The sequence below is a fragment of the Actinocatenispora sera genome (assembly GCF_018324685.1).
Lineage (GTDB): Bacteria > Actinomycetota > Actinomycetes > Mycobacteriales > Micromonosporaceae > Actinocatenispora > Actinocatenispora sera.
The window spans coordinates 2,366,627-2,385,960 of sequence record NZ_AP023354.1 but is presented as its reverse complement, the minus strand read 5'-3'; the positions used below and the strand labels follow the sequence as shown (position 1 = coordinate 2,385,960).

The 19,334-nt window shown below is 72.1% G+C and carries 16 protein-coding genes and 1 pseudogene; 5 read left to right on the top strand and 12 right to left on the bottom strand.

The window, feature by feature from the left end:
• Positions 1–132 precede the first annotated feature (132 nt).
• The 4 genes from Asera_RS11485 to Asera_RS11470 all read left to right on the top strand — a co-directional run bounded on the left by Asera_RS11485 (position 133) and on the right by Asera_RS11470 (position 4,258).
• Positions 133–705 (top strand): ATP-binding protein, encoded by a 573-nt coding sequence (locus tag Asera_RS11485; protein ID WP_212804559.1) that lies wholly within the window; start codon positions 133–135, stop codon positions 703–705.
• A 459-nt stretch (positions 706–1,164) separates the two neighbouring features.
• Positions 1,165–2,310, top strand: a complete 1,146-nt coding sequence (locus Asera_RS11480) for an ABC transporter substrate-binding protein (protein WP_051802899.1) — start codon at positions 1,165–1,167, stop codon at positions 2,308–2,310.
• Positions 2,310–3,191 (top strand): branched-chain amino acid ABC transporter permease, encoded by an 882-nt coding sequence (locus Asera_RS11475; RefSeq protein ID WP_030449093.1) that lies wholly within the window; start codon positions 2,310–2,312, stop codon positions 3,189–3,191. Before Asera_RS11480 ends, Asera_RS11475 begins: the two co-directional genes overlap by 1 nt.
• Positions 3,191–4,258: a branched-chain amino acid ABC transporter permease gene (locus Asera_RS11470; RefSeq protein ID WP_084132628.1), complete on the top strand. Its 1,068-nt coding sequence runs from the start codon at positions 3,191–3,193 to the stop codon at positions 4,256–4,258. Before Asera_RS11475 ends, Asera_RS11470 begins: the two co-directional genes overlap by 1 nt.
• Positions 4,259–4,334: 76 nt before the next feature.
• Here the strand turns inward: Asera_RS11470 and Asera_RS11465 are convergent, their stop codons facing one another.
• Both Asera_RS11465 and Asera_RS11460 read right to left on the bottom strand, forming a co-directional pair.
• A complete protein-coding gene (locus Asera_RS11465; RefSeq protein WP_030449091.1) occupies positions 4,335–5,651 on the bottom strand; it encodes a cytochrome P450 in 1,317 nt (438 codons plus the stop codon).
• A gap of 106 nt (positions 5,652–5,757) precedes the next feature.
• A complete protein-coding gene (locus Asera_RS11460) occupies positions 5,758–7,407 on the bottom strand; it encodes an aldehyde dehydrogenase family protein (protein WP_244843837.1) in 1,650 nt (549 codons plus the stop codon).
• A 458-nt stretch (positions 7,408–7,865) separates the two neighbouring features.
• Here Asera_RS11460 and Asera_RS11455 point away from each other — a divergent pair, with 458 nt between their 5' ends.
• On the top strand, positions 7,866–8,618 hold the full coding sequence (locus Asera_RS11455; RefSeq protein ID WP_051802898.1) for a DUF1269 domain-containing protein: 753 nt from the start codon (positions 7,866–7,868) through the stop codon (positions 8,616–8,618).
• A 180-nt stretch (positions 8,619–8,798) separates the two neighbouring features.
• Here the strand turns inward: Asera_RS11455 and Asera_RS11450 are convergent, their stop codons facing one another.
• The 10 genes and pseudogenes from Asera_RS11450 to Asera_RS11405 form a co-directional block, all read right to left on the bottom strand.
• A complete protein-coding gene (locus tag Asera_RS11450; RefSeq protein ID WP_051802897.1) occupies positions 8,799–9,722 on the bottom strand; it encodes an endonuclease/exonuclease/phosphatase family protein in 924 nt (307 codons plus the stop codon).
• A gap of 4 nt (positions 9,723–9,726) precedes the next feature.
• Positions 9,727–10,818, bottom strand: coding sequence for an adenosine deaminase (locus Asera_RS11445; RefSeq protein WP_030449087.1), 1,092 nt, complete (start codon positions 10,816–10,818; stop codon positions 9,727–9,729).
• A 311-nt stretch (positions 10,819–11,129) separates the two neighbouring features.
• Positions 11,130–11,834, bottom strand: coding sequence for a DUF4272 domain-containing protein (locus Asera_RS11440; protein WP_342344417.1), 705 nt, complete (start codon positions 11,832–11,834; stop codon positions 11,130–11,132).
• Positions 11,835–11,978: 144 nt separating this feature from the next.
• Positions 11,979–12,326 (bottom strand): cupin domain-containing protein, encoded by a 348-nt coding sequence (locus tag Asera_RS11435; RefSeq protein ID WP_030449085.1) that lies wholly within the window; start codon positions 12,324–12,326, stop codon positions 11,979–11,981.
• A 39-nt stretch (positions 12,327–12,365) separates the two neighbouring features.
• Positions 12,366–13,073 carry a Clp protease N-terminal domain-containing protein gene (locus Asera_RS11430; RefSeq protein ID WP_051802896.1) on the bottom strand — a complete coding sequence of 236 codons (708 nt, stop codon included), beginning with the start codon at positions 13,071–13,073 and terminating at the stop codon, positions 12,366–12,368.
• A 56-nt stretch (positions 13,074–13,129) separates the two neighbouring features.
• Entirely contained in the window at positions 13,130–14,407 is a 1,278-nt protein-coding gene (locus Asera_RS11425) for a thymidine phosphorylase (RefSeq protein WP_030449083.1), read from the bottom strand.
• A 175-nt stretch (positions 14,408–14,582) separates the two neighbouring features.
• Positions 14,583–14,993, bottom strand: a pseudogene (locus tag Asera_RS11420) (cytidine deaminase); the annotation flags it as partial.
• Between the two features lies 1 nt (position 14,994).
• Positions 14,995–16,278, bottom strand: coding sequence for an ABC transporter permease (locus tag Asera_RS11415; protein ID WP_051802918.1), 1,284 nt, complete (start codon positions 16,276–16,278; stop codon positions 14,995–14,997).
• On the bottom strand, positions 16,278–17,654 hold the full coding sequence (locus tag Asera_RS11410; protein ID WP_084132626.1) for an ABC transporter permease: 1,377 nt from the start codon (positions 17,652–17,654) through the stop codon (positions 16,278–16,280). The genes Asera_RS11415 and Asera_RS11410 overlap by 1 nt, the downstream gene beginning before the upstream one ends.
• Positions 17,647–19,146, bottom strand: a complete 1,500-nt coding sequence (locus Asera_RS11405; RefSeq protein ID WP_342344442.1) for an ABC transporter ATP-binding protein — start codon at positions 19,144–19,146, stop codon at positions 17,647–17,649. Before Asera_RS11405 ends, Asera_RS11410 begins: the two co-directional genes overlap by 8 nt.
• Positions 19,147–19,334: the final 188 nt, after the last annotated feature.

Genomic DNA, 19,334 nt, shown 5'->3' with positions numbered 1-19,334 from the left:
GCCGCACCGGTACCCTGCTCGAGACCTGTCGACGGAGCCGAACGGAGGGGCGATGCACGCCGACGGAGGTATCGCCCGGGTCGTGCTGCTGGCCGGGCCGTCCGGCTCCGGAAAGTCGTACGTGGCGCGCCGGTGCGGCGTGCCGGTGCTCCCGCTGGACGACTTCTACCTCAACGGCGACGACCCGCGGCTGCCCGCGTCGGTGACGGGCCGGCGACCGGCCCGCACCCGGCGCCGGTCGACTGGGAGTCGCCGGTCAGCTGGGACGCCACCGCCGCGGTCGCCGCGATCGAGCTGCTGGCCCGGACCGGTTCGGTGGAGGTACCGCACTACGACATCAGCGTGGACCGGTGCACCGGGTACGAGCGGCTCGAGCTGCGCGGCGCCCGGGTGTTCGTGGCCGAGGGCATCTTTGCCGCCGAGATCGCCGCCGCGTGCCGGGACCGCGGCGTGCTCGCCGCCGCGTACGCGCTGCGCCGGCCGCGCGCCGTCACCTTCTGCCGGCGGCTGGCCCGTGACCTGCGCGAGCACCGCAAGCCGCCGCGGGTGCTGGTGCGCCGCGGGGTACGGCTCTACCGCGACGAGGCCCGGGTGCTGGCCCGGCAGGCCGCGCTGGGGTGCCGGCCGGCGTCGGCCACCGCCGTGCGCCGGACGATCATCGCAGCGGCTCGGCCGGCGACCGCCCGGCAGACCGCGCTGTCCTGAATACCGTGCCCTGACCCTCCGTACCGGCCGGGCCCCGGTTCCGACCGCCACGGTCACCCGATCGGCGTACCGGATCGACGATGGGTGGTTGACTCGACACACGCGGTGGCCGGCGCCGCGACGTACATCACCACGCATCGATCTCCACCTATGTCGTGGCGTACGGTCATCTCCGCGTTGGCTTGCGTGAGCTGTCTTGCGGTTGAGTATCAATCCGACATCCGCGCAGGTCCACCGCTTGACGCCCGGCACGAAGATCATGAAGATCATCGCTGCGCTGCACTGCGGTAGTCGTTCGCACGTCGACCCGCCCGACCCGCGGCGGCCACGCACGTTGTGGTCCGGCTGAGCGGTGGCGCGACGGGTTGTGCCGTCTCGGCCCACCCGTTCGATCCCACGAACTGAGCAGGGGGCGAGCAGGTGTCCACGCGACACTGGGTAGCGGCTGGTCTTGCCGCAGTGGTGACACTCTCCGTCGGCACCGGATGTGCCAAGGAGCAGAGTTCCGGCGGTGACGACAGCTCGCAGATCGTCATCGGGGCCGACCTCGAACTGTCCGGCCCCGCCGCGGTTCAGGGCGAGGCGTACCAGCGGGCGCTCAAGATGGTCCAGGCCGACATCAACAAGACCGGAATCAAGGTCGGCGGCAAGACCAAGAAGATCAAGCTGATCATCCGGGACAACAAGTCGACGCCGGACGAGTCGGTGACCGTGGCGAAGGCGCTGATCAACAACGACCACGTGGCAGCGATCGTCGGCGCTGGCGCATCGCCCACCACCATGCCGGTCATCCCGGTGGTGGAGAAGGCCAAGATCCCGATGATCTCGATGGGATCCTCGGGCGCGATCGTCAACCCGGTCCAGAAGTACGTCTTCAAGACGCCGGGCAACACCGACATCATCGGCAACGTCATGATGAAGGCGTTCGCCAAGAAGAAGATCAAGAAGATCGCCGTGCTGTCGGTGGACAACCCGTACGGCGAGGCCGGGCTGAAGGAATGGCAGGCGCTCGACAAGGCCGGCAAGATCGACCTGGTCGCGCACCAGAAGTTCTCCGACTCGGTCAAGGACCTCAGCGTCCAGGCGACGAAGGTGACCGCCGCGAAGCCGGACGCCGTCGTGGTGTGGGCGATCCCGCCGCAGTCCGGCCTGGCCGCGAAGGCGCTGCGGCAGAAGAAGTTCCCCGGTGACCACGTCTACTACGACACCGGCGCCGGCTCGGAGCTGTTCGTCAAGGGCGCCGGTGCGGCGTCCGAGGGCTCGTACATGGTGCACTCCCGGGTGCTGGCCGGTAACGAGATCACCGCGACCACCCCGGCCGCGCAGACCGAGAAGAACTTCTTCACCGAGTACTCGGCCAAGTACGGTGGCTTCTCCGGCTTCGCGCCGATGGCCGCCGACGCGCTGAACCTGATCGTCGCCGCCATCAAGAAGGGCGGCTCGGCCGACCCGCAGGACATCCAGAAGTCACTGGAGAACCTGAGCTACGACGGCGCGTTCGGCACGTACCAGTTCAGCTCGACCAACCACGGCGGGGTCAGTGAGTCCTCGTTGACCGTCCTTCAGGTGAAGAACGGGACGTGGTCTCTCAGCGATCTCGGCTGATGAGCGAACTGCTGCAGTACGTGGTCACCGGTCTCACGACCGGGTCCGCATACGCCCTGGTGGGCCTGGGCATCGCCCTGATCGCCCAGGTCACCGGGGTGATCAACTTTGCCCAGGGTCAGTTCGTGATGCTCGCCGGGCTGCTGTTCGCGGTCCTGGAGGAGCACCAGGTACCGATGGTGCTCGCGGCGCTCGCCGCGCTGGCCGTCACCGTACTGGTCGGGCTGGCCCTGGAGCGGCTGGTGCTGCCGCGACAGGCGGCCGGCCGTACCGACCAGGCGATCATGCTGACCATCGGCGCCTCGATCGTCATCGAGGGCATCGCGTTCGTGACGATCGGTACCGAGCCGAAGTTCGCCCGGCCGTTCACCGGCGGCGAGGCGCTGCGGTTCGGCGGGGCCTCGATGGACCGCCAGTACGTCTGGGTGGTGGGCATCGCGGCGCTGGTGATGCTCGCGGTCTGGCTGGTGCTCACGCACACCCGCACCGGGTGGGCGATGCGGGCCACCGCGATGGATCCGGACGCCGCCCGGCTGTCCGGCATCTCGCCGAGCCGGATGTCGCTGCTGGTGTTCCTCGCCTCGGCGGCGCTCGGTGCGATCGGCGGCATCGTGCTGGCCCCGCTGCAGTCGCCGGACGCCAGCGTCGGCATCGGGCTGGGGTTGAAGGGCTTCGCCGCCGCGGTGATCGGCGGGCTGGACCGGCCGGCCGGCGCGGTCGCCGGTGGCCTCGCCGTCGGCGTCGTCGAGGCGCTGGCGAGCGGGTACCTGCCGTCGTCCCAGTCCGGGTTCGCCGACGGCATCGCCTATGCGGTACTGCTGGTGGCGCTGATCGCCCGGCCGACCGGGCTGCTGCGCCGAGTCACGGGAGAACGCGTCTGATGGCCGCGACCGACACCGCCCCGGCCGAGGCACCGAGCGGCCTGCTCGGCCGGGTGGATGCCCACCGGGTGCTGCGACCGCTGGTCCGGGTGGGCCTGCCGGCCGTGCTGCTGCTGGTCGCGCTGCTGCTGATCCCGTTCGTGTTCACCCGGGTCGCCCCGTACACGATGTCGGACGGCGTGCTGCTGGTGCTGCTCGCCACCGCGTCGCTGGGGCTGGTGCCGCTGACCGGGTACGCCGGGCAGGTCTCGCTCGGGCAGGCGGCCTTCTACGGCACCGGCGCCTACGCGACGGCGATCATGACCGTCCACTACCACCAGAGTCCGTTGCTGGGCATCCTGGTCGGCATGATCGCGGCCGGGCTGCTGGCCTGGTTGCTGGGGCTGGCGCTGTTCCGGGCCGCGGGCCACTACCTGACCCTCGCCACGATCGCGGTCGGCCTGGTGCTCGCCGTCGTGGTCAAGCAGTTCGACCTGACCGGCGGCGCCGAGGGGATCTCCGGGCTGCCCGCGCTGTCGCTGGGCGGGCTGGAGTTCTCCGACGACGTGAGCTTCTTCTACCTCGCGGCCGGGGTCCTGGTGGTGGCGAGCCTGGTGGTGCAGCGGGTCTGCCGCTCGCAGCTGGGTACCACCCTGCTGGCGATCTCCGACTCGCCGATCGCGGCGCAGTCGGCCGGCGTGGACCCGGCGCCGCAGAAGCGGTTCGCGTTCGTGCTGGCCGCGGTGGTCAGCGCGCTGGCCGGCTCGCTCTACGCGCTGTGGTCCAGCTTCGTCGACGTGAACACGCTGGACCTGAACCTGTCGCTGCAGCTGCTGATCATCGCCACCGTCGGCGGCCGGCGCAGCGTGTACGGGGCGACGGTCGGCGCGTTCGTGGTCGTCTCGCTCGCCCGGTTCGCCAAGGAGTGGCTGCCGGCGGTGTCCAGCCACGCCGGCGGCCAGGTCGAGATCATCGCCTACGGCCTGGCGTTGATCCTGGTACTGCGGCTGCTGCCGCGCGGCATCGTCGGCGCCATCGCGGCGTCCTTGAAGCGTCTGGTGACGCCGACGGCGAAGGCGTCCGAGTAGCGAACCCGGGGGCGGGAGCCTTCGGGTAGTACGTCCGGGCCGGGAGCCGTTGCCGGGCAACGGTTCCCGGCCCCGCTCAGCGCAGGGTCCAGCTGACCGGCAGGTGCTTGATGCCGTGCTGGAAGTTGGAGCGCAGCCGCTGCGGCTCGCCGGCGGCGCGGACCTCGACCAGCCGGTCCAGCAGCGCGTCGAACATCGCCACGAGCTGCGCCTTGCCCAGCATCGAGCCCAGGCAGTAGTGCGGGCCGTGCCCGAACGACAGGTGATCGCCGGCCGACCGGGTCACGTCGAACGTGTCCGGATCGTCGAACACCCGCGGGTCCCGGTTCGCCGAGGCGAAGTAGACGACCACCTTGTCGCCGACGGCGATGCGCTGGCCGGCCAGTTCGGTGTCCTCGGTGGCGGTCCGGCGGAAGTGGATCACCGGAGTCCACCAGCGCAGCATCTCGTCGGCGGCGCCGGGTAGCAGCGACCGGTCGGCGGCCAGCCGCTGCCACTGCTCCGGGTGGTGCAGCAGCGCGTACATGCCGCCCGGGATGCCGTTGCGCAGCGTCTCGTTGCCGGCCACCGCGAACAGCCAGAACATGTTCTCGAACTCGTCGGTGGACAGCCCGTCGCCGTCCACCTGGGACAGCATCAGGGACATGATGTCCTCGCCCGGCGCGCGGCGCTTCTCGGCCGCCAGCTCGTGCGCGTACGCGTACAGGTCGGGGATGCCGCCACGGGTGCGCGGGTCGGGCATGGTGCCGTCCGGGCCGGGGCTCGGCCGCACCGCGAGCGCCGCCTTGGCCATCGGGGTGGTGCCGGTGGCGTCGGTGAGCGAGATCGCCGCGTACTCCGGATCCTGGAAGCCGATCACCCGGCTGGCCCAGTCGAACATCAGGTACCGGTCGGTCTGCGGCACGCCGAGCACGTCGGCCAGCGTCCACACCGGCAGGTCGGCGGCGACCTTGGCGAAGTCGGCGGTGCGGTCGGTGGCGCCGTCGATCATCTCGTCGACGATCAGCCGGGCCCGCTCCACGATGCGCTCCCGCAGCCGGTCGACCGCCCGCGGGGTGAACGAGCGGCTCACGATCCGGCGCAGCCGGGAGTGCTCCGGCGGGTCCATGTTCAGCATCGACTTGCGCACGTACGCCAGGTCCTCCGGCGTCGCGGGGTCGCGGATCTGGGTGGCGCCCAGTTCGGAGGAGAACAGCTGCGGCCGCTTCAGCGCGTACTTGACCTCGGCGTGCCGCCAGACCGCCCAGTACCCCGGGCCGTGGTCGACGCCGTCGACCGACCGTTCCGGCACCCAGGACACCGGCGCCGCCTCGCGCAGCCGGGTCAGCTGCTCGTACGGCATGCCGGTCTGGTAGGTCTGCGGGTCGTAGATGACCTGCTCGTCGGTTGCCACCGCTGCTCCCTTGCCACCCCTGCCGTCCCGCTGACGACCAGGGTTGTCGCTGATCTTGCGATCGCGAGCTTGCCAGCCCCGTCGACCGAAGGCAATGCGCCGTCGCTCACCCCTCGCCGCCCGTCCCCGCGTTGATCAAGGGATTCGTACCGGTCGCGGCCCGCGTCGGAGGGCCGGCCTCGATCGGCGCGGGAGCGCGGTCAGGGCGGGTGACCGGGGCGTCGGTGGGGACGCCGTTGACCCGGCGCGGCAGACCGAGCGGGTTCGCGTCCTGCAGCGCGGCGGGCAGCAGCGAATCCGGCACGTCCTGGTACGCCACCGGGCGCAGGAACCGGCGGATCGCGGTGACGCCGACCGAGGTGAACAGCGGCGCGGTGGTCGCCGGCCAGGGGCCGCCGTGGTGCTGTGCCCAGGACACCGCCACGCCGGTCGGCCAGCCGTTCCACAGCACCCGGCCGGCCCGCTCGGTGAACGCCTCCAGCAGCGCGGCCGGCAGCTCCGGCTCGCTCTCCTCGCCCTGGATGGTGCCGGTGAGGCTGCCCGGCAGCAGCTCGATCGCGCGCAGCAACTCGTCGGCATCCGCGTACTCGACGATCAGCGACACCGGGCCGAAGCACTCCCGCAGCAACTCGTCGGCGTGCCCGACCAGCGTCGGTACGTCGACCGCGAGCAGCGCCGGGTTCGCCCCGAACCCCGGCCCGTCCACGGTGGACGGTGCCAGCAGCGGCCGGACGCCCGGCACCGCGGCGAGCTCGCGCACGCCCGCGTCGTACCCGGCCCGGATCCGCGCGTTGAGCAGCGGCGCGACGGTGGCCGCCCGGCTCGCCTGCACCAGCGCCTCGGCCAGCGCGTGCCCGGTGGGCAGGAACAGCACCCCCGGCTTGGTGCAGAACTGGCCGCTGCCCATCGTGTACGACCCGACGAAGCCCTTGGCGATCTCGGCCCCGCGCACCGCGACCGCGGCCGGGGTGGCCACCGCCGGGTTCAGCGACCCCAGCTCGCCGTAGAACGGGATCGGGTCCGGTCGCGAGGACGCCAGGTCGAACAGCGCCCGGCCGCCGCCGAGCGAACCGGTGAAACCGACCGCGGTGATCGCCGGGTGCGTGACCAGGTCGCGGCCGGCCTGCTCCCCGTGCACGACGGCGAAGGTACCGGCAGGCGCTCCGGCCGCCGCGAGCGCCGCGGCGACGACCTCACCGGTACGCACCGAGGTGACCGGGTGGCTCGGGTGCGCCTTCAGCACCACCGGGCAGCCCGCCGCGAGCGCCGAGGCGGTGTCGCCGCCGGCCACCGAGAACGCGAACGGGAAGTTGCTCGCCGCGAACACCGCGACCGGTCCGAGCGGCAGCAGCAACCGGCGCAGGTCGGGCCGCGGCGGCGTCGCGCCCGGGTCCGGCAGGTCGACCGTCGCCTCGCAGAACGAGCCCTCCTCGACCGCGTCGGCGAACAGCTCCAACTGCGCCGCGGTCCGGGCGAGCTCGCCCGGCAGCCGCGGCGAACCGAGCGCGGTCTCCGCGTCGGCCAACGCGATCAGCTCGGCGTCGTGCTCGCGCAGCGCCGTCGCGACCGCGCGCAGCAACCCGGCGCGTTCCGGCAGCCCGAGCGCGGCCAGCGGTCCCGCCGCCTCGGCCGCCGCCCGCGCGACCGCATCGAGGGTCGCCGGGTCGGTCGCCGGCACCGGCGACCCCACCTCCGCACCGGTCCGCGGGTCGTACCCGCGCAGTTCCTCCGCCGCCCCTACGACCTGCTCGGTCACCTGCTGCCTCCCCGACCGTCGGCTGACGCCGGTGCCCGGGCGGGACACCGATCTCCCGACCGACCCTAGTAGCCGATCGTGCGACCGGCACGTCGATGGGTCGGGCGGTGCCGCTGGCCGGGACGACGCGGCGAACCGGCCGCAGCGGCGGATCAGGAGCCGTCGCGGCGGATGGCGCGGATCGCCTTCACCAGGACGAGGATCGACAGCACGGCAAACAGCACGGTGAACACAGTGGTACGCATTTCCCCCACCTCGGAATCTCGTCCGCCTCCCCCAAGGCCGGACCCGATCAGTTCAACACGCTCATGACCTGCGAAGACACGCAGGTACGGGCAATGAGTGCCGCGCCACTGTCCGCAACCGGACGTGGCCGCCGGGCGTGAAGAACGACCGTACGGCCACGACGCCGCCGAGCCGTTAGGCTTGGCCCAGAAGCCGGATGCCGGGAGGGGTCAGTGGCCGAACAGGATGCCCGCAAGTTGGTCGTCATCGACTTCGACGACGCGATGCGCGCTCAGGAGTTCCTGCTGGCCGCGACGCGGCTGGTGAAGGAGGGTCAGCTGACCCTGCACGACGCCGTGTTCGTCAGCCGCGGCACCGACGGCCGGTCGATGGTGCGGGAGACGACCGACCTCACCCCGGGCCGCGGCGCGCTCGGCGGCGCCATGTGGGGCGTGCTGATCGGTACGTTGCTCGGCGGCCCGATCGGCGCGCTGGTCGGCGGTGCCGCCGCCGGCGGTGGCGGCGCGCTGCTCGGCAAGCTGATCGACACCGGCATCAAGGATCACGAGGTCAAGCAGCTGCGGGAGACCGTCCGGCCGGGCACCACGGCGCTGGCGTTGCTGGTCAGCAACGTGTCGACGGCGGCGCTGCAGAGCGAGCTGGAGCGCTTCCCGGGCGCCACGATCATGCAGTCCGAGCTGCCGGAGAGCGCCCTGCACGTGGTGCGCGACGCGCTCGACGCGGCGCCGGTCGAGGTCTCGCACGACCCGAACATCCGGATCGGTCTGGACGACCCGCCGCCGGCCGCCATCCCGACCGACCCGAACATCCGCATCGGGCTGGACGACGAGCCCTCCCGGCCGCCGGCCGACGAGCCGCCGTCCCGGCCGGTCGCGCCGCAGGATCCCACCGCGCCGCCGAGCGAGCAGCCGTCCGGGCCGCCGCGCAGCAGCACCGAGCCGAACGGCCCGACCACGCCGGCCTGACCGCACTGGCCGGGCAGCGTCGAGCCACCGGCCGGAAAGCCCCACCGGCCCGGCCGGGCAGCGCGATCCACCCAGCCGGTCGGCGCCCGCACCTGCGCGATCCACCCGACCGGTCGGCGCCCGCACCTGCGCGTCCCACTCGCCCGCTTCGGCTCCGTGCCGCCGCCCGGCCGGGGCCGTTCAGCCGACCGCGAGGTCGGCGACGAGGATCCGGTGGCTGGTGCCGCGCAGCCGGTAGGTGTCGATGCCCCGGGGCTTGACGCCGCGGTCGAGCAGCACGTGGTCGACCGGCGTCGGCGGCACCGGCCAGCCGGCGTACGTCGGCTTCAGACCGGCACCGACGCCGATCGCCGCGTCGTGGTAGCCGTTGTCCTCCAGCTGCCGGAACGCCTGGTTGTCCTGGGTGGCGTTGAAGTCGCCGAGCAGCAGCTGGCTGCCCGACTCGGTGGTACGCGGCAGCGCCGACAGGTCGCGGGTCCAGTCGCCCACGGTGGACCCCAACATCGGCGTACGGGTGTGCACCGAGACGATGTCCAGGGTGGTGTCGCCGACCCGCAGGGTGGCCCGGGCGAGCGTCGAGGTGGTGCCGGACAGGCTGCTCGCGCGGAGGTTGCCGGCCGAGTACAGCCCGGTTCCGGTGGTCTTGTCCGCCGGCTTGAGCACCTGGCCCGGCAGGTACTTGTCGATCCCGGCCCGGCGCAACGCACCCACCGCGGCCGGGGTGAGCTCCTGCACCGCGAGCAGGTCGGGCTTGACCGAGGCGATCCGGCGCACCAGGCCCGCCGCGTCCGCGCCGCCCTCGTGCAGGTTCACCGTCATCACCCGCAGCTGGTAGCCCTTGGGCTTGGGCACCGGGCCGACCGCCCATCGCGGCAGCAGCGCGCCCGCGTACGCGATGGTCACCAGGACCATGAAGATGCCGAGCTTCTTGCGGCCACCGGCGAACAGGATCAGCATGCCGAGCAGGCTGAGCCCGCTCAGGTACGGCACGAAGACCATCGCCTGCACGAACGGGGTGATCCGGTCCCAGCCGGCCCAGCGCACCACGATGACCACGGTGAGCAGGACGACCAGGACCCAGCCGAGCGCACGCAGCAGCCGCATCGCCTCAGCCGATCAGCTTCGCGTACGCCGGCTTGATCACGTCGTTGATCAACGCCAGCCGCTCGTCGAAGCCGATGAACGCGCTCTTCATCGCGTTGACGGTGAACCACTGCAGGTCGTTCCAGCCGTACCCGAACGCCTCGGCGAGCAGCGCCATCTCCCGCGACATGCTGGTACCGGACATGAGCCGGTTGTCGGTGTTGACGGTGACCCGGAACCGCAGGTCGTGCAGCAGCCCGATGGGATGCTCGGCGATCGAGGCGGCGGCGCCGGTCTGCACGTTCGACGACGGGCACAGCTCCAGCGGGATCCGCTTGTCCCGCAGGTACTGGGCGAGCCGGCCGATGCGGTGCCCGTTCGGGGTGCGGGCGATGTCGTCGACGATTCGCACGCCGTGGCCGAGCCGGTCGGCGCCGCACCACTGGATCGCCTGCCAGATGCTCGGCAGCCCGAACGCCTCCCCGGCGTGGATGGTGAAGTGGAAGTTCTCCCGCTGCAGGTATTCGAACGCGTCCAGGTGCCGGGTGGGCGGGAAACCCGCCTCGGCGCCGGCGATGTCGAAGCCGACGACGCCCTCGTCCCGGAACTCGACCGCCAGCTCGGCGATCTCCATCGACCGGGCCTGGTGGCGCATCGCGGTGAGCAGGGTGCCGACCCGGATCTGGTGCCCGGCCTCGGCGGCGCGGTGGCTGCCGATCGCGAAGCCGGACAGGACGACCGCCACCACCTCGGACAGGCTCAGCCCGCGGGCGGTGTGCTGCTCCGGCGCGAACCTGACCTCGGCGTACACCACGCCATCGGCGGCCAGGTCCTCGGCGCACTCGGCGGCGACGCGCTGCAGGCCCTCCGCGGTCTGCATCACCGCAACGGTGTGGTCGAACGTCTCCAGGTATCGTTCCAGCGAGCCGGAGTTCGCCGCCTCCACGAACCAGCGGCCCAGCTCGTCCGGGTCGGTCGAGGGCAGGCTGTCCGTGTAGCCGATCTCGCCGGCCAGCTCGATGATGGTCGCGGGCCGCAGCCCGCCGTCCAGGTGGTCGTGCAGCAGGACCTTGGGTGCCTGCCGAATCTCGTCGATGGTGGGTACTGGTCGTGCCATGTACCGACCCTAGTCGCTCGGTGCAGGCCGCGACATTTCGGCTACCGCGTGGCGGCCTGGCCACGTCGCGGCTGACCCGGATCGCCGGCGTGCACCAAGGTCGGTGTGATCTGGAAGATGATGGGTTCCTGGGCCGACCACCAGACCAACGGAAAGGTCACGACCTTCTACACCTGCTACGCCTACGGCGAGGGTGTCTGGCGCACGGATGGTTCGGTAGCGCGCGTGGGCGCCGGCCGTGGCCGGCTCCCACGCCCTGCTTGACGGCCCGCCCGCACCGATGCGGAGTCGGCGCGGGCGGGTTGGCCGGGTCAGACCGACAGGTCGACGTCGTCCCAGTCCGGCGGGTCGCCGTGGTACGGGCCGCGCAGCACCACCGCCCACTCCAGCGCCCAGCGGCGGGCGCCGATCGCGACCGGCGGTACCGGCCCGGGCGCCGGGTCGCCGTGGCGCTCCCCCTCCTGGTAGGCCCAGTCGAGGCAGCAGTACAGGTCGAGCAGTGCGGCGGCGTCGGCCGGATCGCGCCGCGGCCCGGGCAGCCGGTTCAGCCAGCCGTCGAACGCGGCCGGGTCGGCCCACGGGTCGGGCAGCAGGACGTCCAGCCGGTCGGATCGGGGTAGCAGCGGGTCCAGGTCGTCGGCGAGGCCGAGCATCCAGACCAGCCCGTGCGCCGCGTCGCGTTGCAGGTCGACCAGCGCCGGGTCACCGACCCGGCCGGCGATGAACCGCCATTCCCGCCGGCTGACCCGGTCCAGCAGCCGGGCGTCCCGCAGCCAGCGCATCGCGCCGCGCCGCGGCAGCCCGTCGTGCACCGCCAGCAGCACGGTGAGGATCGCGGCGCGGCAGGCCAGGTCGCGCCGCGGCCGGATCGCCACCCGGTCACCCGGATCCCAGATCAGCGGGTACTGCGGGGGCGGCAGCCGGACGCCGAGCCGGCTCAGCTCGTCGAGCGTGCCCCGCCGTACCTCGGTCGGGTCCGGGGCGAGCGCCATCCGGTCCAGGATCGAGCCGTCCACGCCCCCGTCACCTCCTGCGTCGTGCCGGGTCGACGAGACCCGAAATCAACCTCTCGGTGATCAACGCGGCACGCAGCGTTTGATGACGCGGGTGGGTCGTCGAGTGCCCTTATCGGTGGACGTCGCGACGCCCGCTGTCCCCGGTCAGGCGCGGTGGGCCAGGTCCGGGGCGAACGCCGGCAGGCAGACCGCGACGTACTCGGCGCCGTCGGTCGTGGTGTACCGGATGGTCTCGCCGGCGCGCGCGATCACCGCCTGGCCGGCCGCCACCTCGATCACACCGCCGTCGTGTTCCACCCGCAGCAGACCCCGCAGGACGACCGTGTACTCGTCGAACTCCGGGGTCTGCGCCGGCTCGTCCCAGCCGGCCGGGGCGATCATGTGGGCCACCGACACCGCCTCGGTGCCGCTGTTGACGCGTCCCACGTACTCCTTGATCACCTTGCCGCCGGGCACCGGGATCTGGGTCGGTGTGCTGATCAGTTCAGGCATGGTGCCGAGACTATGAGGTCGGCGCGGCGGCACCCGGCATCAGGGGGTCTCGTTTCGCTCCCGCAGGATCCCGGCGATCTGCGCGACGACGTTGTCCTGCACCGCCTGGTGGGTGATGTCGCGCTCGGCGAGCAACCGGGCCGCCACCGACGGGTCGTCGCCAGAGCCCGCGGCGAGCAGGCCGAGCAGCAGGTGCTCGGTGCCGATGTAGTTGTGGTTCAGGCTGATCGCCTCGTTCATCGCGCCGGTGAGCGCAGCCATCGCCTTCGGCGTGAACCGCGGTTTGCCCTGCACCGGGCTCGCCGGGCCGAGCGCCGCGGTGGCCGCGTCCCGGATCTCCGCGAGCGGTCCGCCGACCGCGTCGAGCGCGATCGCCGCGACGCTCTGCGCATCGGCACACAGCGCCAGCAGGATATGCTCGGTGCCCATGTAGCTGTGCCGGTGCTCGATCGCGATCGCCTCGGCACCGGTCATCACGTGCCTGGCGCGGGCGGTGAAGCGCGAGAAGTCGGGCGAGAACCGCTTCTGCGCGGCCTGCTTGCTCACCCCGCCGAGCGCCTGCCCGATCTGGGCCCAGGAGACGCCCGAGACCCGTGCGGTGTCGACGAAGTGGCCGATGAGCTGGTCGCCGAGCGCGCTGAGCTCGCCGGCGCGGCGGGCCGCGCTGGCGAGTCGCTCGACGGGGTCGTCGGTGGTCGAGTTGACCTGGTCGATGAGTGCCCCCAGGGACACGAAGTCGTCTGCCATGCGTCAACCATAGGTTGACGCATGGTAGACCGTCAACCTTTCGTTGACGTCAACTGTCAGCTGACGCGATCCAGGACCAGCGGCCGGCGCGGCGGGGCCTCGTCGGCGATCGTGATCGCGCCGCGCAACTCGTCCAGCGCGGGCGCGATCCGGGCCGGATCGTCGGCGCGCAGCTCGGCCAGCACGTCGCCGCGCTCCACCCACTCGCCCGGCTTGCGGTGCAGCAACACCCCGGCCGCCGCCGACACCGGGTCCTCCTTGCGGGCCCGCCCGGCGCCCGCCCGCCACGCCGCGATGCCCACCCCGTACGCATCCATCGTGGACACCACGCCGGCCCGCTCGGCGCGTACCAGCTCCGTCTCCGCCGCGGCCGGCAGCGGCGCATCCGGGTCGCCGCCCTGCGCGCGCACCATCGCGCGCCACGAGTCCATCGCCGTACCGTTCGCCAGCGCTGCCTCCGGATCGACGTCCGGCCGGCCCGCCGCGGCGAGCATCTCCCGGGCCAGCGCCAGCGTCAGCTCCACCACGTCGGCCGGCCCGCCACCCGCCAGCACCTGTACCGACTCCGCCACCTCGATGCCGTTGCCCACCGCGAGGCCGAGCGGGGTCGCCATGTCGGTGAGCAGCGCGACCGTCCGCACCCCGTGCGCGCCGCCGAGCTCGACCATGGTGCGGGCCAGCTCGCGCGCCGAGTCGAGGTCCTTCATGAACGCACCCGAGCCGACCTTGACGTCCAGCACCAGCGCGTCGGTGCCCTCGGCGATCTTCTTGCTCATGATCGAGCTGGCGATCAGCGGGATCGACTCGACGGTGCCGGTGACGTCGCGCAGCGCGTACAGCTTGCGGTCGGCCGGGGCGAGCGCGTCGGACGCGGCGCACACCGAGGCGCCGACCTCGCGCAGCTGACCGACGAACTCCGCCGTGGACAGCCGCACCCGGAAGCCCGGGATCGCCTCCAGCTTGTCCAGCGTGCCGCCGGTGTGGCCGAGACCGCGGCCGGACAGCTGCGGTACCGCCACGCCGAAGCTCGCCACCAGCGGCGCCAGCGGCAGCGTGATCTTGTCCCCGACCCCGCCGGTGGAGTGCTTGTCGACCGTCGGGCGCCGCGCGCCGGACAGGTCGAGCCGCTCGCCCGAGGCGATCATCGCCGCAGTCCACCGGGCGATCTCGGCGCCGGTCATGCCGTTGAGCAGGATCGCCATCGCGAGCGCCGACATCTGCTCCTCGGCGACCTCGCCGGCGGTGTACGCCCCGATCACCCAGTCGATCGCCGCGTCGGACAGCACCCGCCCGTCCCGCTTGGCCCGAATCACGTCAACCGCAGCAAACCCCATAACTCCCCCTACTCCCCGTCCCGTCCCGTCCCGCTCCACCCGGTTGATCAAGGGATTCGTACCCGAAGACCGCGGTGAATCCGTACGAATCCCTTGATCAACCTTGCGGGCCCTTGATCAACGTGCGGGCCCTTGATCAACGTCGCGCCGGCCCGTGCCGGGCGGGTCAGCCCGGCGTACCGGACGACAGGTCCGTGACGTCGAACGCGTGCGGCAGCAGCTCCGCCATCGACAGCGGCGCCGGATCGGCGTCGACCAGGCAGGTCGGCCCGCCCTGCTCCCACAGCAGCTGCCGGCACCGTCCGCACGGCATCAGCGCCGCGCCCCGGCTGTCCACACAGGACACCGCCACCAGCCGGCCGCCGCCGGTGGCATGCAGCGCCGACACCACCCCGCACTCCGCGCACAGCACCACGCCGTACGCGGCGTTCTCGACGTTGCAGCCGGTCACCACGCGGCCGTCGTCGGTCAACCCGGCCGCCCCGACCGGATACCTCGAGTACGGCACGTACGCGTGCGTCATCACCTCGCGGGCCGCCGCCCGCAGCGCGGGCCAGTCGACCGCCGGCTCGTCCTGGTCGGTCACGTCAGCTCTTCACGTACGGCTTGCCGTCCGCGGACGGCGCGCGCACCTTGCCGACCAGGCCGGCCACCGCGAGGATCGTCGCGAGGTACGGCAGCATCGTCAGGAACTGCGACGGGATCACGCTGTTCATCGACGTCAGATAGCTCTGCAGGGCGTCGGCGAAGCCGAACAGCAGCGCCCCGCACAGCGCGCCGGTCGGGCTCCACCGGCCGAAGATCAGCGCCGCCAGCGCGATGAACCCGCGCCCGGCCGACATGTCCTTGCCGAACTGGCCGACCGAGCCGATCGTCAACGCCGCACCGCCGACACCGGCGATCAGGCCGCCGATGATCACGTTGCGGTACCGGACGAGCCGGACCCGGATACCCAGGGTGTCGGCCGCGGTCGGGTGCTCGCCCACCGCCCGGGTGCGCAGACCCCACCGGGTCTTGTTCAACGCCAGCGTGACGATCACGACGAGCACGATCGCCAGGTACGTGATGATCGTGTTCTGGAACAGCACCGGGCCGATCACCGGGATGTCGGCCAGCAGCGGGATCCGGATCGGGCCGAAGATCGGCGGCGTGTTGTACGCGGCCGAGTTCGGCTGCATGAACCGGTCGTACAGGTAGCCGGTGACGCCCATCGCGAACACGTTGAGCACCACGCCCAGCACCACCTGGTCGACCAGGTAGCGGATCGCCAGTACGGCGAGGATCGCGCCGATCACGCCGCCACCGATCGCCGCCGCGATCAACCCGACCCACGCGCTCGCGAAGATCGACCCGAACAGCGCGCCGCAGAACGCGCCGGTCAGCAGCTGTCCCTCGATCGCCACGTTGATCACGCCGGAGCGCTCGCCCAACACCCCGGCCAGCGAGCCGAGGATCAGCGGCACCGCGAGGTAGAGCGTCTGCTGCGCGAGACCCACCAGCGGCAGGAAGTGGCCGGCGATCTGCCAGCACAGGAACGACAGCACGAACGCGGTCACCGCGACCGCGGTCGACGCGCCGAACCGCCGCTTCAGGTACCCGCCGAGCATGCCCGCGCCGACCAGCATGCACGCCACGCCGAACGCGATCGCGAACACCCGCGCCGGCAGATCGATGCCGGCACCGTTGGACCGTACCGACAGGGTGAAGCGCGCCGTCTCGTGCGCCGGGGTGGCCAGGCCGAACACCACCGCCGCGAACACGCCGGCGAGCAGGTAGACCAGGCCCGCCTTGCGCGACCGGGTCCAGTACCCGTGCACCGCGACGGACTCCGCCACGGCATCGGAGAGGACCGCCTGTCCTGGGCCGACCATCAGCCGTTCCACCCCTTCGCCAGATTCTGTCCGATCGTGCCGACCCGCTGCGCCCGCAGCCGGAACACCGCCTTCACCAGCGCCGGCGCCGCCACGAAGATGACGATCAACGACTGGATGATCGTCGACACCTCGAGCGGGATCTGCGAGGTCACCTGCATCTGCGACGCGCCGGCCTGCAACGCACCGAACAGCAACCCGGCCAGTACGGTCCCGACCGGCTTGCCGCGGCCCAGCAGCGCCACGGTGATGCCGTCGAAGCCGATGTTGCCGACCACCGACGGGGTGATGGAGTGCGGCGTGTTGCCCAGCACGATGGCCGCGCCACCGAGGCCGGCCAGCGCGCCGGCGAAGATCATCACCAGCAGGTAGGTACGGTCGATGTTGATCCCGGCGGTCCGGGAGGCGTTCGGGTTCGAGCCGACCGCGCGGAACTCGAAGCCGAGGGTGGACCGCCGCAGCAGCCAGGACACCCCGATCGCGGCCGCGACCACGAGGACGATCGCCAGGTTCGCCCGCAGCCCGCTGCCGAACAGGTGCGGCAGCTGCGCGTTGTCCACCACCGGCCTGCTGATCGGGTCGTTGCGGCCGGGCTGCTGGATCCCGTGCTGGACCACCAGCCAGGTCACGAAGCTCGGCGCGGCGATGTAGTTGAGCATGATCGTGGTGATCACCTCGTGCGCGCCGAACTTGGCCTTCAGCCAGCCGGCGATCATGCCCCAGATGCTGCCGCCGAGCAGGCCGCCGAGCACCGCCGCGATCACGCCGATCACCGGCGGCCAGGGCAGTACGAACCCGACCAGGCCGGCGCCGATCGCGCCCATCATGGCCTGGCCCTGCGCGCCGATGTTGAACATGCCGGCCCGGAAGGCCAGGCCGACGGCGAGGCCGGTACCGATCAGCGGCGCCGCGTAGGTCAGCGTCTCGGAGATCGGGGTCAGGACCTGGGTCCAGCTCGCCATCCCCCACCAGGCGTAGTTCAGCGTCTCCGGGTCGACGATCGAGCCGGTGAACAGCGCCGCGTACGCGGTGGAGACCGCCTGCCAGGCCGCCGAGAAGGTGTCACCGGGCCGGCTGAAGAAGTACTGCATCGAGTCCAGCACCTGCTGGTCGGACAGCGCGATCACCAGCGCCCCGACCACCAGCGCCAGCACGATCGCAAGCACCGTGACGGTGGCCGTGTTCGCCGTGGTCAGCGCGTCGATGACGATGCCGGTACGGCTGCGCCGCGAGTCACCGGCCGGCCCCGCCGGCGTGCCGCCCGTCGGCTCCGCGTCGGGGCTGCCGCCGGTCTTGCCGGTGGGCTCGTCCTTGCCGTCCGGGGTGTTCGCCGCGCCGGTGCCGTCGACCGCCGGCTTGTCGTCGTCGCTACTCATCGCCGTCCTCCGCGGCCGACATGTCGCCGGCGGCGTCCTCGGTCACGCCGGCCATCAGCAGGCCGATCCGCTCCCGTGGCGTGTCCGGAGTCACCACCGCAAGCACCTTTCCCCGGTACATCACCGCGATCCGGTCGGCCAGGCCGAGAATCTCGTCCAGTTCGCTGGAGACCAGCAGTACGCCGGCGCCGTTGTCGCGTTCGGCGACGATCCGGGCGTGGATGAACTCGGTCGAACCGACATCCACCCCCCGCGTCGGCTGCGCCGCCACCAGCAGCGACAGCGGGCGCGACATCTCCCGCGCCACCACCACCTTCTGCTGGTTGCCGCCGGACAGGGTGCCGGCCGGCGTCGCCTGCGAGGAGGTACGGATGTCGAACTCGTCGATCAGCTCGCGGGCCGAGTCGCGGATCGCGGTCGGCTTCAGCGACAGGCCGCGCCCGAACGGTTCACCCCGGTACCGGTCCAGCACCAGGTTCTCGGCCACCGAGAAGTCGCTGACCAGCCCGTCGTGGCCGCGGTCGGCCGGCACGTAGCCGACCCCGCTGGCCAGCACCGCCGCGGTACTGGCGGCCACGTGTTGGGCCGACGACAGCACCGGCCGGCCAGCCAGCTCGACCGAGCCGCCGATCGCCGGCCGCAGCCCCATGATCGCCTCGACCAGCTCGGTCTGCCCGTTGCCCTCCACCCCGGCGACGCCGAGGATCTCGCCGCGGTGCACGGTCAGGCCGATCGCGTCGACCGCCCGGTGCCCGCGGTCGTCGGCCACCGTCAGCCCGTCGACGTGCAGTACCGGCTCGCCCGGCGTGGCCGGCTCCTTGTCCACGGTGAGCTTCACGTTGCGGCCGACCATCAGCGCGGCCAGCTCGTCCTCGGACGCGGTCGGCTCGGCGGTACCGACCACCCGGCCGCGGCGCACCACGGTGATCCGGTCCGCGATGGCCTTGACTTCCTTCAGCTTGTGCGTGATGAACACGATCGACTTGCCGGCCGCCTTCAGCGACCGCATCACGGTGAGCAGGTCGTCGATCTCCTGCGGGGTCAGGACCGCGGTCGGCTCGTCCAGGATCAGCAGGTCGGCCTCGCGCACCAGGGCCTTGATGATCTCGACCCGCTGCTGGATGCCGACCGGCAGGTTCGCCACCAGCTCGTCCGGATCGACCCGCAGCCGGTACTGCTCGGACACGGCGGCCACGTCGCGCCGGGCCCGGCGGCGGTCCAGCCAGCCGAACGCGCTGGTGCGCTCGGCGCCCAGCATGACGTTCTCGGCCACGGTGAACACCGGGACCAGCATGAAGTGCTGGTGCACCATGCCGATGCCCGCGTTGATGGCGTCCCGCGGCGAGGCGAACCGGCGCGGTACGTCGTCGACGACGATCTCGCCCTCGTCCGGGTCGAGCAACCCGTAGAGGACGTTCATCAGGGTCGACTTGCCGGCGCCGTTCTCACCGAGCAGCGCGTGGATCTCTCCCGGCTCCACCGTGAGGTCGATGCGGTCGTTCGCGACCAGGTCACCGAACCGCTTGGTGATGCCCCGCAGTTCGAGTTTCAGCGTCCCGCCCCTATCTGCACGTGACGCCTCGGCGGCGGTACGGCAGGGTGCTGCCGTACCGCCGCCGGGCGGCGCCAGAGGTCGCGGACCGGGATCGGCGGGTGGCCGCCGGTCCGCGCGGCCTCCCG

What these genes read in the sequence shown, in the direction of transcription:
- Asera_RS11475 (WP_030449093.1), top strand. Translation starts at nt 2,310, where the DNA reads ATGAGCGAACTGCTGCAGTACGTGGTCACCGGTCTCACGACCGGGTCC.
- Asera_RS11470 (WP_084132628.1), top strand. Translation starts at nt 3,191, where the DNA reads ATGGCCGCGACCGACACCGCCCCGGCCGAGGCACCGAGCGGCCTGCTC.
- Asera_RS11450 (WP_051802897.1), bottom strand. Translation starts at nt 9,722, where the DNA reads ATGCGGCTGCTGCGTGCGCTCGGCTGGGTCCTGGTCGTCCTGCTCACC.
- Asera_RS11445 (WP_030449087.1), bottom strand. Translation starts at nt 10,818, where the DNA reads ATGGCACGACCAGTACCCACCATCGACGAGATTCGGCAGGCACCCAAG.
- Asera_RS11435 (WP_030449085.1), bottom strand. Translation starts at nt 12,326, where the DNA reads ATGCCTGAACTGATCAGCACACCGACCCAGATCCCGGTGCCCGGCGGC.
- Asera_RS11430 (WP_051802896.1), bottom strand. Translation starts at nt 13,073, where the DNA reads ATGGCAGACGACTTCGTGTCCCTGGGGGCACTCATCGACCAGGTCAAC.
- Asera_RS11425 (WP_030449083.1), bottom strand. Translation starts at nt 14,407, where the DNA reads ATGGGGTTTGCTGCGGTTGACGTGATTCGGGCCAAGCGGGACGGGCGG.
- Asera_RS11415 (WP_051802918.1), bottom strand. Translation starts at nt 16,278, where the DNA reads ATGGTCGGCCCAGGACAGGCGGTCCTCTCCGATGCCGTGGCGGAGTCC.
- Asera_RS11410 (WP_084132626.1), bottom strand. Translation starts at nt 17,654, where the DNA reads ATGAGTAGCGACGACGACAAGCCGGCGGTCGACGGCACCGGCGCGGCG.